Genomic DNA, 15,232 nt, shown 5'->3' with positions numbered 1-15,232 from the left:
ATGACAACGAATTTACCGACCCGCCATATCGTCTTACCCGGCACCACCAATTTTCGAGACCTCGGAGGCTATGTCGGACATGCAGGTCGCAGCGTGCGCTGGCGTGTGCTGTTTCGCTCAGACCATCTGGCTGGCCTGACGCCAGAAAGTTTGAGCACGTTGAAGTCGCTGGGCATACAGCGCAGTGCAGACTTTCGCGGTGTGCAGGAGCGCACCGTCGACGCCTATGCGTGGCAGGGCTTGCACACCCATGCTCTGACGGTGGAGCCCACCGTTGTGCAAAAAGCTATTGCATTGATCCATGCGGGCGGCAGCTTGAGCGTGGCCGATACCGTGGTGCTGATGCAAGAGACCTACCGCAGCTTTGTGCGCGAGAACGCTGCGCAGTTTGCGCAGCTGTTTCGCTTGCTGCTGGAGGAAGATGCTCCCACGGTGTTTCACTGCACGGCTGGCAAAGATCGCACAGGCTGGGCGGCGGCATTGATTCTGGAAGCCCTGGGCGTAGCCAAGGCAGATATTGAGCACGACTACCTGCTGACCAACCAGTTTTACCAGCGACCTGCTGCGATGGCCGCACGTGCCGCTTTGGCCGTGCCCCAGGAGGTGCTGGACGTGCTGTGGCGCGTGCAGCCCGGTTTTCTAGAAAGCGCCTATGCCATGGTGCAGCGTGAGCACGGCGGCATGCAGTCCTATCTGCGAGAGGTGATGCAGCTCGATGACGCAGCGCAGCATGCATTGCGGGCGCGCTATCTGCAAGCTTGAAGAGGCGCTGGTGATCAGCGCTTGCTGGCCGTGCTGCGCAGAGGATGGATGCTCGGGAAACTTTACGCTAAACTGACAAAATTGAGAGCAATCAGCGCTTGTGAGGCAAGCGTTTGTCACATTTTCTAGCACATGCCACGGTGGGCTCAAAGGGTCTGCCCCTGCAACATCCAAAGTACCAACCATGTTCCGCCGCCGTCTATTTTTAGCTGCCTGTGCAGCCAGCACCATGTGGGTCAGCGCCTGTTCACAGGCGGTTCCCACCAAGATCAGCGTCACCCAGGCGCAGCTGGAGCAAGGCTTGAAGGGGCAGTTCCCCAAGCAGTTTCCGATTGCAGGGTTGCTGCAGTTCGACATGCAGCAGCCCCAGTTGCAACTGCTGCCGGCCAGCAACCAGCTGCAGGCCGACTTGGTCGTGCAACTGGCAGGACCCACGCTGCGCACCAGCTACCAAGGCAAGATGCAGGTGCGCTTTGGCTTGTATTACGAGCCCAAAGACCGCAGCGTGCGCACCCAGCGCGTAGAAGTGATGGCCCTGGAGCTGCAAGACGCCAACCCTGCCATGGCCGAGATGGTGCAAACCTATGGCCTGCGTGTAGCGCAGCAAGCCTTGCAAGGTTTTGCGCTGTATACGGTGAAGCCGCAAGAGCTGGAACTGGCTGACAGTCTGGGGCTGCAGCCCGGCGCCATTACAGTAACAGCGCAGGGCCTGGATGTGGCCATTGAAAGCAAACCCGCAGCCCGATGACACCCTAGTGCTGCTGCGGCAAGGCCGCTAACATGGGGTGTCAACACAATGGAATACCTTAGCCCTGGCGCTGAGGCCAAAGCAGGAGTGAACAACGATGCAGCAATTCAACGGACATCCCATTGCCCGCAAGTGGCCAGCCCAGTTTCCCGACTGGCTGCAGTTGTATTCCTTGCCCACGCCCAATGGCATCAAGGTGTCGGTCATGCTGGAAGAGGTGGGCATTCCGTACGAAGCCCACCGGGTGGATATTCAGGCCAATGACCAGTTTTCACCTGAGTTTCTGGCGCTCAACCCCAACAATAAGATACCTGCCATTCTGGATCCGCATGGCCCTGGCGGTCAGCCACTGGCCTTGTTTGAGTCGGGTGCCATCCTGATTTATCTGGCTGAAAAATCGGGCCAGCTGCTGCCCATGGATGCCATGCAGCGCTATGAAACACTGCAGTGGCTGATGTGGCAGATGGGCGGCGCAGGCCCCATGTTTGGACAGGTGGGTTTCTTTCACCGCTATGCCGGCAAGGACTTTGAGGACAAGCGCCCGCTGCAGCGTTATGTGAATGAGGCCAAGCGTTTATTGGGGGTGCTGGACCAGCGCCTGCAAGGCCGCGCATGGATCATGGGGTCTGACTACACGATTGCCGATATTGCGGTGCTGCCGTGGATACGCTGCCTGCACGTGAACTACGATGCGGGCGAGCTGCTGGGCCTGCACGAGTACAAAAACGTGCAGCGCACCTTGGCTGCATGGCTGAACCGGCCGGCGGTACAGCGCGGGTTGAATATGCCGCCAGCGCCCAACTAGCACGACACGTGCACAGCGTTCCAGCGCTGGAACGATCCGTTGCAGCCTCAGGGGCTTGGTAAGTTATTGCCAAGCCCTTATCTTTGAGGCATTGCAACGCTGCACGTTGCCTGCCCACAGGGGGTGGGCATGGCGGCACCAAGCAGGAGCGACGCATGTCTGCATCCCCCATCATCCAAACCTTGCCGCTGGGCGCACGCTGGCCGTGCATTGACCCCTTTTTGTTCTGTGCCCACCACAACGATGCCTACCCTGCCGGTGACGGCAGCATGGGCGTGCAGGCGGTGGAGCTGCAAGACAGGCCCATGGGCAGTGATTTCAGCAACAAGGATGGTTTTTCCATGTACCACGGTGAGCACGTGCCCGGCTTTCCCGGCCACCCGCACCGGGGCTTTGAAACCGTCACGCTGGTGCGCAGTGGCTTGATTGACCACGCCGATTCGCTGGGGGCTGCTGCGCGCTTTGGCGGTGGTGATGTGCAGTGGGTGACCGCAGGTGCGGGCATCATGCACTCGGAGATGTTTCCGCTGCTCAACACCGATGCGCCCAATCCGCTGGAGCTGTTTCAGATCTGGTTGAACTTGCCCGCCAGCCACAAGATGGTCAAACCGCATTTCACCATGCTGTGGAACGAACGCATTCCGCGCTTGCAGCACACGGATGACGCCGGAAAAAAGACCACGGTGACTGTGGTGGCCGGGGCGCTGCAAGGGGCCGATGCGCCCTTGTCGCCACCGCCAGAGTCTTGGGCGTCGCAAGCGGCGGCGGATGTGGCGATCTGGACCATCAGCCTGGAGCCCGGTGCACGCTGGAGTCTGCCTGCAGCCCAGGGCGCGCAAACCCGCCGCATGCTGTACTGGTTTGTGGGCAGCCGTTTGCGCGTGGAAGGCGAAAACCTGAGCGAGCATGCTGCGCTGCAGGTGGAGGCAGGCCGCGCTCTGGAGCTGGTGAACACAGGCACCGATGTGGCTGAGCTGGTCTTGCTGCAAGGCACACCGATTGGCGAGCCTGTGGCGCAGTACGGCCCTTTTGTGATGAACACACAAGAGGAAATCATGCAGGCCATGATGGACTTTCGCCGTACCCAGTTTGGCGGCTGGCCTTGGGACAGCAATGCCCCTGTGCACGGCGCACAGCCCCGGCGTTTTGCCCGCCACCCGGGACAGACGCAGGACGAAGTGCCGACCACTGCGTAAGGCGCTGAGACCATCCCGTGCAAGGCTTGCAGGGGATGGTGGACAATGCAGCGCATTCCAACCATGGCGGCCAAGCCGCCATTTTTTGTGGCTATGCACATGAACATCACCAAAGACACCGCAGTTACGCTGAACTACAAGATCCATGAAATCCTCAACGGCGGCATTGCCGGTGAGTTGCTGGACAAGGGCGATGTGGCCTACCTGCACGGTGGTTACGAGAATATTTTTGCCAAGGTTGAAGCCGCTTTGGAAGGCAAGGCTGCGGGCGACACGCTGACGGTAGACCTGAGCGTGGAAGACGCCTTTGGCCCCCATGACCCCAGCTTGCAGCGCACCATTCCCAAGGGAGAGTTCCCGGCAGGCGTGAAGGTAGGTGGCCAGCTGCGCGGCACCAATGAGCAGGGCCTGCCCCAGATTTACAACGTGGTAAAGATCAAAGGCCCCGTGGTGCAACTGGACGGCAACCACCCGCTGGCTGGCAAGGCGCTGCGCTTTAGCGGCAAGGTGACAGAGGTGCGCGCAGCTTCAGAAGAAGAAGTGGCACACCGCCATGTGCACGGCGGCCACGGCCACCACCATTGAGCTCCGTGCATTGACGGCCACCACGGTGTACGCAAGCTTTTGTGCACAGCGTGGTCCCGCACGGTAGCGCCGTGCGAGCACCATCACAAAGCCACCTGCGGGTGGCTTTTTTGCGTCAGACGCTTCTAAAAAATGAGCGCCTTTCTCCTGTTGAATAAAGAAATTAAATAGATATGCATCTGAAGTTGTTATGTATTGCGCGATAGCTGCTATGGTTTTTGTGGGTTTTGAGAGGACACTGTACTGAGAGCCATGCTTTTATTCGCTGCCCCTTTGTTGCTGGGCAGAGACATGCTGACGCTGATTGCGAGCGCCAGCCGTGCCATGGTTAGCAGCGTCTGCGGCAACAACGAGCCCGTTGCTACAAGCGATAGCGCTATATTTTTGAGTAAGTAACCACACTCCGACTGGTGGCTGGTGGTGGGGCATTTGAGGTGCTTTTAATAAAATGCATGAAAACAATTCTCAAAAGCATTTGCATCTCATGAATCATCCTGCATTTACTTTGCGACCCATCGTGGTCGCTTTGTCGTTCTGGGCCTGCGGTGGCAGCGTCTGGGCACAGACCGAAACCCCGGAGCTGGGCACCGTGACCGTAGAAGCCAGCGCTGACGCATCGGCACAGGGGCTGTCCAAGCCTTTTGCGGGCGGCCAGGTAGCCCGGGGTGGCCGTGTAGGCCTTCTGGGCCAGCAGGATGTGATGGATACGCCCTTTCAGCTGACCAGTTACACCAACCAGCTGATTCAGGACCAGCAGGCGCAAAGCGTGGCCGACGTATTGCTCAATGACCCGGCGGTGCGCAGTGCTCGTGGCTATGGCAACTTCCAGGAAATCTACATGCTGCGCGGGCTGCCCATGTACTCCGACGATGTGTCGTACAACGGCTTGTACGGCTTGCTGCCACGCCAGTATGTGGCGTCAGAATTTTTTGAACGGGTGGATGTGCTGCATGGTGCCAGCGCGTTCCTCAACGGCGCTGCGCCGGGCGGGAGCAACCTGGGTGGTGCCATCAGTCTGGTGCCCAAGCGTGCCCGCAATCTGCCTTTGAGTCGCGTGACGGCTGGGGTTCAATCGGGTGGGCAGGCCACCGCAGCGGTGGACATTTCGCGCCGCTTTGGCCCAGACCAGAACACGGGAGTGCGCCTGAACGCGGTGCGCCGTGATGGAGACACGGCCGTTGACGGAGAAAGCCGTGGCTTGACAGCTTTGGGGCTGGGGCTGGACTGGCGCAGCCGCAATGTGCGCCTGTCGGCAGATGTGGGTTACCAAAATGACAAGCTCAAGGCACCACGCCCCAGCGTGACACCGGGCGCTGACTTTATTCCCGCCGTACCAGATAGCAAGACCAACTATGCCCAGCCCTGGACCTACTCCAACGCCAAGGATGTATTTGCCACGGCGCGCGCAGAGTGGGATGTGAATGACCAGATCACCGCCTGGGCGGCTGCAGGCATGCGCCGGGGCAAGGAAGGCAACTCGCTGGCCAACCCGACGATGGTGAACCTGTCTGGCGATGCGACGACGGGGCGTTTTGACAACCAGCGCGAAGACGATGTGAGCACCAGTGAGCTGGGCCTGCGCGCACGTTTTGCCACGGCAGGTGTGCAGCACCAGATGGTGGCATCGGCTTCGTGGTTCAGGCACGAGGAGCGCAATGCCTGGGCCATGCTCTGGGCGGGCCCCACGGTGCCAACCAACATTTACAATCCCTGGGGCTCGGCACGCCCGGCCACAGACTGGGGCGGCGGCAACCTGTCCAGCCCCTTGCGCGCGCAGGAAGACCGCACGCAAAGCGTTGCGCTGGCCGATACGCTGTCGTTTTACGACGAGCGTGTGCGCCTGACGCTGGGCCTGCGCCACCAGACCATTGAGCAAAACAGCTACAGCAATGCCACGGGAGCGCCCACCGGCAGCTACAAAAAATCAGCCACGACACCGGTGGTGGGTCTGGTGTTCAAGGCGTCCGAGCAACTGTCGCTGTATGGCAATTACATCGAAGGCCTGGTCAAGGGCGATACGGCCCCGCAGGTAGATAGCAGCAACCAGATCGTGGCCAACGGCGGAGAGGTGTTTTCACCCTATCGCACCAAGCAAAAGGAAGTGGGCTTGAAGTGGGAGAACCAGAATCTGGGGGCCACACTGGCGCTGTACACCATGGACCGTCCGCTCAGCCATTTGCAGCAGCAAGGCTCTCAGCTGGTGTACGGCGAATTTGGCAAACAGCGCTATCGCGGCATGGAAGTGAACGTCTTTGGTGAGCCCATCAAGGGCCTGCGCGTGCTGGGCGGGGTGTCTTTCACACAGGCCAAGCTCAAGGCCACACAAGGTGGTGTGGACCAGGGCAACACGGTCATCGGCGTGCCTAAGCACCAGATGACGCTGGGCGCGGACTGGGATGTGCCCGGCATGAGCGGTCTGTCACTGAATGCACGTGTCATTCACACGGCCAGCCAGTTTGCCAATACCGCCAATACGCTGAAAGTGGCGGCCTGGACGCGCACCGACCTTGGCGTGCGCTACCTGATGGACATGGGCAATGACCGCTTGCTGACCTTGCGCGCGCGTGTGGACAACGTGCTGGACAAGCGCTACTGGGCCTCGGTGGGCGGCTACCCCGGCTCCAACTATCTGGTGCAGTCGGCTCCGCGTACCTTTGCACTCAGTGCCAGCGTTGATTTTTGAGGTGTCTGATGCGTGAGTTATGGACGGTGGTCCACCGCTGGATGGGGCTGACAGTGGCCCTGTTTTTGATCGTTGCCGGGGCCACTGGTGCAGTGATTTCCTGGGACCATGAGATTGATGAATGGCTGAACGCCGATCTGATGCACACCCCGGGTCGTGGTGCCTTGCAGTCTCCGCTGGCTTTGGCCGCAGCGGTGCAAGATAGCGACGCACGGGCCGAAGTGTCTTACATGACGCTGGGGCTGGAAGAGGGGCATGCGGCCTCTTTTCTGGTGCGCCCCAAAGTCGATCCCGCAACAGGGCAGGCGTTTGTGCTGGACTACAACAACGTGTTTGTAGACCCGGTGACTGCACAGATCACTGGCCAGCGCGACTCCAAGAGCCTGGCGCTGAGCAAACGCAACCTCATGCCCTGGCTGCGTCACCTGCATGAAAGTCTGCACATGCCGGCCTTCTGGGGCAGTGACCGCTGGGGCTTCTGGCTCATGGGCGGCGTGGCGCTGATGTGGCTGATTGACAGCTTTGTGGCGCTGTACCTGACGCTGCCGGTGCGCGCAGCGCAGCGCTTGCGTACTGCAGATGCAGGCACTGGCCGTGCGCCACGTGCTTCATGGTGGCGGCGCTGGCAGCCAGCATGGGTGGTGCGCTGGCGGGCAGGGAGCTACAAGCTCAACTTCGATCTGCACCGCGCGGGTGGCCTGTGGGTGTGGGGCATCATCATCGTGGTGTCGTTCACATCGTTCTCTTTGAACCTGTACCGCGAAGTGTTCTACCCGGTGATGAGCACCATCTCCACCACCACGCCGGGGCCTTACGAAACGCTCAAGCCTGCACCGTACGGCAGCTTCATCACGCCCAAGATTTCGTTTGCGCAGGCCATTGAGATTGCACAGCGCGAAGGTGAGCGGCTGAACTTTGAGCAGTCTCCCGGTGGTATCTGGTATGGCGGAGATTTTCCGTTCTACAACGTTTCGTTCTTTGACCCCAGCGATGAGCTGGGGGCCTTGGGCATGGGCTTGTCCAACATTTATGTCAGTGCTGAAACGGGCGAGGTGCTGGGCTCGCACCGTCCCTGGCATGGCACGGCGGCCGATGTGTTTGTGCAGCTGCAGCTGCCTTTGCATTCCGGACGCATTCTGGGCATGCCGGGGCGCATCATGATGTCCGTGATGGGGCTGATGGTGGTGATGCTGTCGGTGACCGGCATCGTCATCTGGGAGCGCAAACGCCGCGCACGGCGGCGCAAGTAACGGGCAGGTTATTGCATTAAAAGGAGCTATCAGCGCTTATGCTGACTAGTTTTCAAATACTTATGTATCTGAAAGCTAGTCTGTGCAAGCGATGGCAGCTCCTTTTTTATTTGCGCCGCAGCAAGGCACGACGCAGCATGCGTGTGGCGCGGTCGCGGATCTGGAAAGGGCTGTGGCTGACGCCGGGGCGCGTTTTGGCGCGTTCACAAGCGCTCAGGAAATCTTGCAGCAGCACGCTGTCATCCAGAGTGGGCGAATCTGGGTTGCTGAACTCTGGATGCCACTGGGTGGCCGCAATATAGCTTTTGCCGGTGTGGCCACGGTGGCGGTAAATGGCCTCGGGAATGTGGTCGGGCACGCTCCAGGCTTCCACATCAAAACCGGGTGCCACGTCTTTGATGGCCTGATGGTGGATGCTGTTGACACGCGCCATATAGGTGTTGGGGTACAGCTCGGCCAGGCGTGAACCTTGGACGATGTGCACATCGTGCTGGTGCCTGTCGTAGGTGCTGGCATTGCGGTGCAGCTGTGCGCCGGGCACCTGCGTGGCGATGTCCTGGTACAGCGTGCCCCCAAAGGCCACATTGATGAGCTGCAGCCCCCGGCACACGCCAAAAATAGGCTTGCCAGCTTGGCTGAACGCCTCGACCACGGCCAGGTCATACAGATCACGCACCCGGTCGCCCAGCCACTCAGGGCGCAGCGGCTCTTCGCCATAGCTGCCGGGCCACACATCAGCACCGCCGTGCATGACCACGCCGTCCAGCCAGTCTGCGTAGTGCGACAGGGTCACGTCGCCCTTGGCTGTTTCACCGGTCGGGCAGGGCACCATGACCACCATGGCCCCGGCGGACATGATCCAGTGGGCGATCGATTGCTCGACGTATTGCAGGGTCTTGCCTGTGAACAGCGGGCGGCTGGGGTCCGCGTGCGAGAAACAGGCGGACAGGCCGATCTTGAGGCGGCGCGATGCAGGCAGGGACATAGGGTGCTGTTCAGGGGTGGTGGCGCTGCCACTGTTTTACCTGCCCGGAACGGCTTTGTCATGTAGGAGAGTCACCGCACCCGTCGAATGCAGGCAGGCAATGCATGCAGTGCAGGGGCTCTGCTGCTATCTTTTTAAAGGTAATAAAACAATATAAAACAGCCAATGCGCAGTCATCTGATTACGGTGGAGGCGGGTGCATATCCGTTGACGGGTGTCAAGTAGTCGCACCGGGCTGACTTGCAAGCTGCATTTTTGGCCCCACACTGTGACCAAGGAGCAATCGCTGGCGCAGCACTGCTAGGATATAAACCGCAACCTGATTTCCGCTGGACTCAGCAAACCCCCCGCCGTGCTTTAACGGCACGGCTTTTGGTGACAAGGAGAGAGCATGCAAGTACAAGTCCATACCGACGCAACCATCCAAGGCGGCGATTCGCTGGAAGCCTGGGCCCATGAAGAGATCCACTCCAAGTTGGCACGTCTCAAAGAATATGTGGTGCGGGTTGAGGTATTTCTGACCGGCGTCGATGCACTGAAAGCTACTGGTGGCCCCGGCAAGAAATGTGTGCTGGAAACCCGGGCCAACGGCCGCCCGCCCATTGCGGTGAATGCCGAAGCCGAAAAAGTCAACGATGCCTTCAATGCCGCGCTGGAAAAACTGCGCCGCGCAGTGGAGGCGGATCTGGACAAACTGCGTGACAAGCACGGACGTGAAAGTGTGCGTGGGGTGGATGCCCCGCTGACGGGCACCGAAGGCTAAGCACGCGCACTCCCTGCCTTCCTGTTAAAAAGCCATGGTCTTTCGACCATGGCTTTTTTGTTGGCGGCCTGCGATACATCGGCGCCAGTTCTGGCCGGTTGTGGCTGTAGTCAGCATATGTTGGCTGGGCGTCAGAAAATAAACATCTGGAAACGCTTTTGCTGCAAGCCTGCCGCCTAACTGACAGACGGGTGGTCAGGCCTTGGTTACATTCGCAGAACGCATGGCGCTTACGCCTTGCGCAACGATAAGGAGGACACATGACTGCTAAAAGCGAAATGCCCACCAATACCGAAATGCCTGAGCACTTCAAGGCCCGCATTCAGGGAAAGGTGCAGCACCGCGTAGGCGATGGCCAGTTGGAGGACGTTCCGGTTGGTCAGGAAGTGCAGGTAGATGTTGCGATTGCCAGCATGGTGGTGTCATGGGTCAGTGAAGGCCAACCCGTGACGGTCACACTGGCGCGAGAAGAATTTTTGTTCTACGTGGATGAAGGCAGCATTGCCATCCTGCAGTAGCCCTTGTGGTCATGTAGTGCTAAAAGTCGGCAGTTTGCCGGCTTTTTTTATGCCCGCATCGCAGGTGCCGCAACCGGCTGACTGCTGCGTAAAAAGGGTTCAAAAAGTGAAGTGGCATGCGCTTTTCTGTTGAATGAACAAGGGGGGGCTTGAGTGAGGTGTTGTGCGTTGAAAGCCTCTGCTCCGTTGCCCGGTTACGCGCCATAGGCACTCCAACGACGAAGCCCGTCGGCGCATGCCCCGTGTGGCTGGCCGCGCCTTGTCGTGATTGCGGTGCAACTAATGGCAGTTGCGCTGGTGCTGCACCCACAGCTGTTTTGGTGCTTTACACATAGCAAATGATTGGTTGGTGGGGGCGGGGTGTTCTCCCAGAATCCGTGGACTGCGCGCTCTGCGCTGCCTGGGGCCATAGGCCGTGAGGTGACAAGGCAGAGCGTGGTCATTTCCCTTTCTGCAAGACGTTTGTGATGCCCTCTTCTTCCGTGCTTTCCCGTTCTTTGCTGGCCGCTGCTGCTGCGCTGGCCTTCTCCACATCCGCCCAAGCGGAGCGACTGATCCGCATCGTGGTGCCGTTTGGCGCAGGTGCAACGCAGGACACGGTGGCACGCACCTTCAGTAATGAACTGGGCCAGGCGCTGGGAGCCACGGTGGTCGTAGAGAACCGCGCAGGTGCGGGGGGCAGTCTGGGTACTTCGCAGGTGGCCAAAGCGGCTCCCGATGGCAACACCTTGGTGCTGGCCGCAGCCAGCCACAATCTGGCCAGCCACCTGTACGCCAAGCTGCCGTACGACGCACAGAAAGATTTTGTCGGTGTGTCTTTCCTGGGGCGCACAGGTTATGTGGTGGGCGTGCCTGCGGCCTCGGGCATTACCTCGCTGCAAGCCTTGCTGCAGCGTGCCAAGGCCAAGCCGGGTGCGCTCAATTACGCCTCTGCGGGCAACGGCAGTGCCTCACACCTGGCCGCAGCTTTGCTGGCCGCCCGTGCGGGGGTGCAACTGCAGCACATTCCAATGAAATCCACCGGGGACGCCGTCAACGAGCTGCTGGCTGCACGCGTGGAGCTGGTCACGGGTGCCACCATCGGCATGCTGGCCTTTCAGAACGACCCGCGTGTAAAGCTGCTGGCCTATTCGGGCCAGCAGCGCTCGCGCTTCCTGCCCGATGTGCCGACCGTGGCTGAAGCCGGTATCCCCGGCTATGCGTTTGATTCCTGGCTGGGTTTGCTGGCACCTGCGGGCACACCGCCGGACGAGGTGGAGCGCATCAATGCCGCCGTGCGCAAGGTGCTGGCCGAACCGGCGGTGCAAGAGCGCCTGGCGCGTGTGGGGGTGGAAGCGGGCACCCTGCCAGCAGCCCAGTTCCAGCAACTGTTGCGTGATGACTGGGTGGCTGCAGGCCAGATCGTCCAGGCAGCAGGCGGGCGCATTGACTGAGCGTTGAGTCGGCTTTTGCCCTTTAGCCCTTTTGCCCTTTTGCCCTTTTGTGCGCACCAGGTGTGCTGGGTTATGCCCGGCTGGGGTGACAAGCAACTGGATGTGGCCACCGATGCAAGGATCAGCTCTGGCCGCTGTGGGTGGCTGGGGGTGAACGGCCGCATTCTGGGGCGGGGTCAGCTCAATCTTGCAGCATGAAAAAAAGCCCGTCACCTGTAAAGATGATGGGCTTTTTTGATGGCTGTCAGCGCCTATCTGGCAGGCGCTGGCATCTGATGCTGCGTGTAATCGATAAGATTACTTGCTCACCACGCGCACCATTTCCAGGCACTTGTTGGAGTAGCCCCATTCGTTGTCGTACCAGGCCACAACCTTCACAAAGGTCTTGTCCAGTGCGATACCGGCTTCGGCGTCGAACACGGAGGTGCAGGTCTCACCACGGAAGTCGGTGGCCACCACCTTGTCTTCGGTGTAACCCAGCACGCCCTTCAAGGCGCCTTGCGACTGCGCCTTCATTTCGGCGCAGATTTCTTCGTAGGAAGCTTCAGCGTTGAGCTCGACGGTCAGGTCGACCACGGACACATCGGACGTAGGCACGCGGAAGGACATGCCGGTCAGCTTCTTGTTCAGCTCAGGAATCACCACGCCCACAGCCTTGGCTGCGCCAGTGCTGGAAGGGATGATGTTTTCCAGAATGCCGCGGCCACCGCGCCAGTCTTTGTTGGATGGGCCGTCCACGGTCTTTTGTGTGGCAGTGGCTGCGTGCACGGTGGTCATCAGGCCGCGCTTGATGCCCCACTTGTCGTTCAGTACCTTGGCCACAGGTGCCAGGCAGTTGGTGGTGCACGACGCGTTGGAGATGATGTCCTGACCCGCGTACGTCTTGCAGTTCACGCCAAACACGAACATGGGGGTGTCGTCCTTGGAAGGGGCCGACAAGATGACCTTCTTGGCACCCGCAGCGATGTGCTTGCGTGCGGTTTCGTCGGTCAGGAACAGGCCGGTGGACTCGATCACCACCTCGGCGTTCACTTCGTTCCACTTCAGGTTGGCGGGGTCGCGCTCCTGGGTCAGGCGGATCTTCTTGCCGTTGACAACCAAGGTGTTGCCTTCGACCGAAACTTCACCATCAAAGCGGCCATGCACGCTGTCGTACTTGAGCATGTATGCCAGGTAGTCAGGTTCCAGCAGGTCGTTGATACCGACGATTTCGATGTCGGAGAAGTTTTGCAGTGCGGAACGCAGCACGTTACGGCCAATGCGGCCAAAGCCGTTGATACCAACCTTGATAGTCATAGTTGCCTCTTGCTATGGAAAGTGGAGATAAGAGAAAAATGAAATGGGGTGACTGTACGTAAAACACCCGCCAGAGCCAAGGCCGGGGCGGGTGTGATGTGCTTACTTGTTGCGCTGGATCGCTTCGATCACTGTGGCCGCCACGTTTTCAGTGGTGAAACCGAAGTGCTTGAACAACACGGGAGCGGGAGCAGATTCGCCGTAGGTGTCGATGCCCACGACGGCAGCGCAGCCGTACTTCCACCAGAAGTCTGTGACGCCCATCTCAACGGCAATGCGGGGCACGCCTGCGGGCAGGACCGAAGTCTTGTAGGCCATGTCCTGGCGGTCAAAGGTGGTGGTGCTGGGCATGGAGACCACGCGCACGGCAATCTTTTGCTCGGCCAGCTGCTTTTGCGCAGCCAGAGCCAGCTGCACTTCAGAGCCGGTGGCAATGATCACGGCCTGGGCCTTCTTGCCCTTCAGACCGACGTCCTTGGGCTCGCTCAGCACGTAAGCGCCGCAAGCGATGTTGTCCAGGGCCTCTTCGGTCTTGGGCGAGTACGCCAGATTCTGGCGGCTCAGCAGCAGGGCCGTGGGCTTGTTCTTTTGGCTCAGTGCCACAGTCCACGCCATCGCGGTTTCGGTGGTGTCGGCAGGGCGCCAGACGTCCAGACCGGGGATGATGCGCAGGCTGGCGGCGTGCTCAATCGACTGGTGGGTAGGGCCGTCTTCGCCCAGACCGATGGAGTCGTGGGTGAACACATGGATGACGCGCTGCTTCATCAGTGCAGCCATGCGGATCGCATTGCGGCTGTAGTCCGAGAACGTCATGAACGTGCCGCCGTAGGGAATGTAGCCACCATGCAGCGCTACGCCGTTCATGATGGCGGCCATACCGAACTCACGCACACCGTAGTTGATGTGGCGGCCAATCTTGCCGTCTTCGGTCTTGACCACGGCACCCTTGTCGTCCACGCGGAAAGCGGGGGTGGACTTGGTGTTGGTCAGGTTAGAGCCTGTCAGGTCGGCCGAGCCACCCAGCAGTTCGGGCAGCGCTGCAGTCAAACCTTCCAGCGCCAGCTGGCTGGCCTTGCGGCTGGCCACGGTGGCGGCCTGGTCGTGCGCGTCAGAGGCAATCTTGGCTGCAGTTTCCAGGAAGTTGGCGGGCAAATCGCCGTTCATTCGGCGCGTGAACTCGGCAGCCAGCTCGGGGAAAGCCTTGGTGTAGGCCGCAAACTTCTTGTTCCAGGCAGCTTCCAGCTTCTTGCCGTTGGCCTTGCAATCCCAGTCTGCGTACACGTCAGCAGGAATGTCGAACGGTGCCGCGGTCCAGTTCAGCTCCAGACGTGCCAGGGCAATTTCGTCGTGGCCCAGTGGCTCGCCGTGGGCCTTGGCCGTGTTGGCGCGGTTGGGCGAGCCCTTGCCGATGTGTGTCTTGCAGCAGATCAGTGTGGGCTTGGTGGCGCTCTTCTTGGCGGCAGCGATGGCTGCGTCCACAGCGTCGACGTTGTGGCCGTCTACGGCGCGGATCACGTTCCAGCCGTAGGCTTCAAAGCGTGCGGGGGTGTCGTCACCGAACCAGGGAGTGACCTGGCCGTCAATCGAGATGCCGTTGTCGTCCCACAGGGCGATCAGCTTGTTGAGCTTCCAGGCACCAGCCAGTGCAGCGGCTTCGTGCGAGATGCCTTCCATCAGGCAGCCGTCACCCATGAATACATAGGTGTGGTGGTCCACGATGGCGTGCTTGGGCTGATTGAACTCAGCGGCCAGCAGCTTTTCAGCCAGTGCAAAACCCACGGCATTGGTAATGCCCTGGCCCAGCGGGCCGGTGGTGGTTTCTACACCGGGGGTCACGCCCACTTCGGGGTGGCCGGCAGTCTTGCTGTGCAACTGGCGGAAGTTCTTCAGCTCAGCCATGGGCAGGTCATAGCCGCTCAGGTGCAGCAGAGCGTAGATCAGCATGGAGCCGTGGCCGTTGGACAGAATGAAACGGTCGCGGTTGGCCCAGTGGGGGTTCACGGGGTTGTGCTGCAGGTGGCGGCTCCACAGCGCCACAGCCATGTCGGCCATGCCCATGGGGGCACCGGGGTGGCCGGAGTTTGCTTGTTGCACTGCGTCCATGGCCAGTGCGCGGATTGCGTTGGCCATCATTGGGGTGTTTGCCATGGGAAGGGGATTCCGGAGGGATTGGTTCAAAAGATGGCAGGATTTTACCGATGTGTACTG

Annotated in this window: 14 protein-coding genes; 11 read left to right on the top strand and 3 right to left on the bottom strand. The window is 60.2% G+C overall.

Annotation, left to right across the window (positions count from 1 at the left end; all coding sequences use genetic code 11):
• The 7 genes from H9646_RS02910 to H9646_RS02880 all read left to right on the top strand — a co-directional run bounded on the left by H9646_RS02910 (position 1) and on the right by H9646_RS02880 (position 8,029).
• Complete coding sequence (locus tag H9646_RS02910; protein WP_191721846.1) at positions 1–762, top strand: tyrosine-protein phosphatase; 762 nt, start codon at positions 1–3, stop codon at positions 760–762.
• A gap of 184 nt (positions 763–946) precedes the next feature.
• Positions 947–1,510, top strand: a complete 564-nt coding sequence (locus H9646_RS02905; protein ID WP_191721845.1) for a DUF1439 domain-containing protein — start codon at positions 947–949, stop codon at positions 1,508–1,510.
• 97 nt (positions 1,511–1,607) lie between these two features.
• A complete protein-coding gene (locus H9646_RS02900; protein ID WP_191721844.1) occupies positions 1,608–2,315 on the top strand; it encodes a glutathione S-transferase N-terminal domain-containing protein in 708 nt (235 codons plus the stop codon).
• 155 nt (positions 2,316–2,470) lie between these two features.
• On the top strand, positions 2,471–3,511 hold the full coding sequence (locus H9646_RS02895) for a pirin family protein (protein ID WP_191721843.1): 1,041 nt from the start codon (positions 2,471–2,473) through the stop codon (positions 3,509–3,511).
• Positions 3,512–3,610: 99 nt separating this feature from the next.
• Positions 3,611–4,096 carry an FKBP-type peptidyl-prolyl cis-trans isomerase gene (locus H9646_RS02890; RefSeq protein ID WP_191722278.1) on the top strand — a complete coding sequence of 162 codons (486 nt, stop codon included), beginning with the start codon at positions 3,611–3,613 and terminating at the stop codon, positions 4,094–4,096.
• Positions 4,097–4,580: 484 nt separating this feature from the next.
• On the top strand, positions 4,581–6,779 hold the full coding sequence (locus tag H9646_RS02885; protein WP_191721842.1) for a TonB-dependent receptor: 2,199 nt from the start codon (positions 4,581–4,583) through the stop codon (positions 6,777–6,779).
• A gap of 8 nt (positions 6,780–6,787) precedes the next feature.
• Positions 6,788–8,029 carry a PepSY-associated TM helix domain-containing protein gene (locus H9646_RS02880; RefSeq protein WP_191721841.1) on the top strand — a complete coding sequence of 414 codons (1,242 nt, stop codon included), beginning with the start codon at positions 6,788–6,790 and terminating at the stop codon, positions 8,027–8,029.
• Positions 8,030–8,135: 106 nt separating this feature from the next.
• Here the strand turns inward: H9646_RS02880 and H9646_RS02875 are convergent, their stop codons facing one another.
• Positions 8,136–9,014, bottom strand: coding sequence for a gamma-glutamyl-gamma-aminobutyrate hydrolase family protein (locus H9646_RS02875; RefSeq protein ID WP_191721840.1), 879 nt, complete (start codon positions 9,012–9,014; stop codon positions 8,136–8,138).
• Between the two features lie 391 nt (positions 9,015–9,405).
• On the opposite strand from H9646_RS02875, the gene H9646_RS02870 reads away from it, so the two are divergent.
• The 4 genes from H9646_RS02870 to H9646_RS18550 all read left to right on the top strand — a co-directional run bounded on the left by H9646_RS02870 (position 9,406) and on the right by H9646_RS18550 (position 11,926).
• Positions 9,406–9,777, top strand: coding sequence for an HPF/RaiA family ribosome-associated protein (locus H9646_RS02870; RefSeq protein WP_191721839.1), 372 nt, complete (start codon positions 9,406–9,408; stop codon positions 9,775–9,777).
• A 260-nt stretch (positions 9,778–10,037) separates the two neighbouring features.
• Entirely contained in the window at positions 10,038–10,295 is a 258-nt protein-coding gene (locus tag H9646_RS02865; protein WP_191721838.1) for a hypothetical protein, read from the top strand.
• A 467-nt stretch (positions 10,296–10,762) separates the two neighbouring features.
• Positions 10,763–11,728 (top strand): tripartite tricarboxylate transporter substrate-binding protein, encoded by a 966-nt coding sequence (locus H9646_RS02860; RefSeq protein ID WP_191721837.1) that lies wholly within the window; start codon positions 10,763–10,765, stop codon positions 11,726–11,728.
• A gap of 72 nt (positions 11,729–11,800) precedes the next feature.
• A complete protein-coding gene (locus H9646_RS18550; RefSeq protein ID WP_263598940.1) occupies positions 11,801–11,926 on the top strand; it encodes a hypothetical protein in 126 nt (41 codons plus the stop codon).
• 99 nt (positions 11,927–12,025) lie between these two features.
• On the opposite strand, the gene gap is transcribed toward H9646_RS18550, so the two are convergent.
• Both gap and tkt read right to left on the bottom strand, forming a co-directional pair.
• Complete coding sequence (gap, locus tag H9646_RS02855) at positions 12,026–13,024, bottom strand: type I glyceraldehyde-3-phosphate dehydrogenase (RefSeq protein WP_191721836.1); 999 nt, start codon at positions 13,022–13,024, stop codon at positions 12,026–12,028.
• A gap of 102 nt (positions 13,025–13,126) precedes the next feature.
• Positions 13,127–15,172 (bottom strand): transketolase, encoded by a 2,046-nt coding sequence (tkt, locus tag H9646_RS02850; protein ID WP_191721835.1) that lies wholly within the window; start codon positions 15,170–15,172, stop codon positions 13,127–13,129.
• Positions 15,173–15,232 lie beyond the last annotated feature (60 nt).

The sequence above is a fragment of the Comamonas avium genome, assembly GCF_014836675.1.
GTDB lineage: Bacteria > Pseudomonadota > Gammaproteobacteria > Burkholderiales > Burkholderiaceae_C > Comamonas > Comamonas avium.
This window is presented reverse-complemented; position numbering and strand designations above follow the sequence as displayed.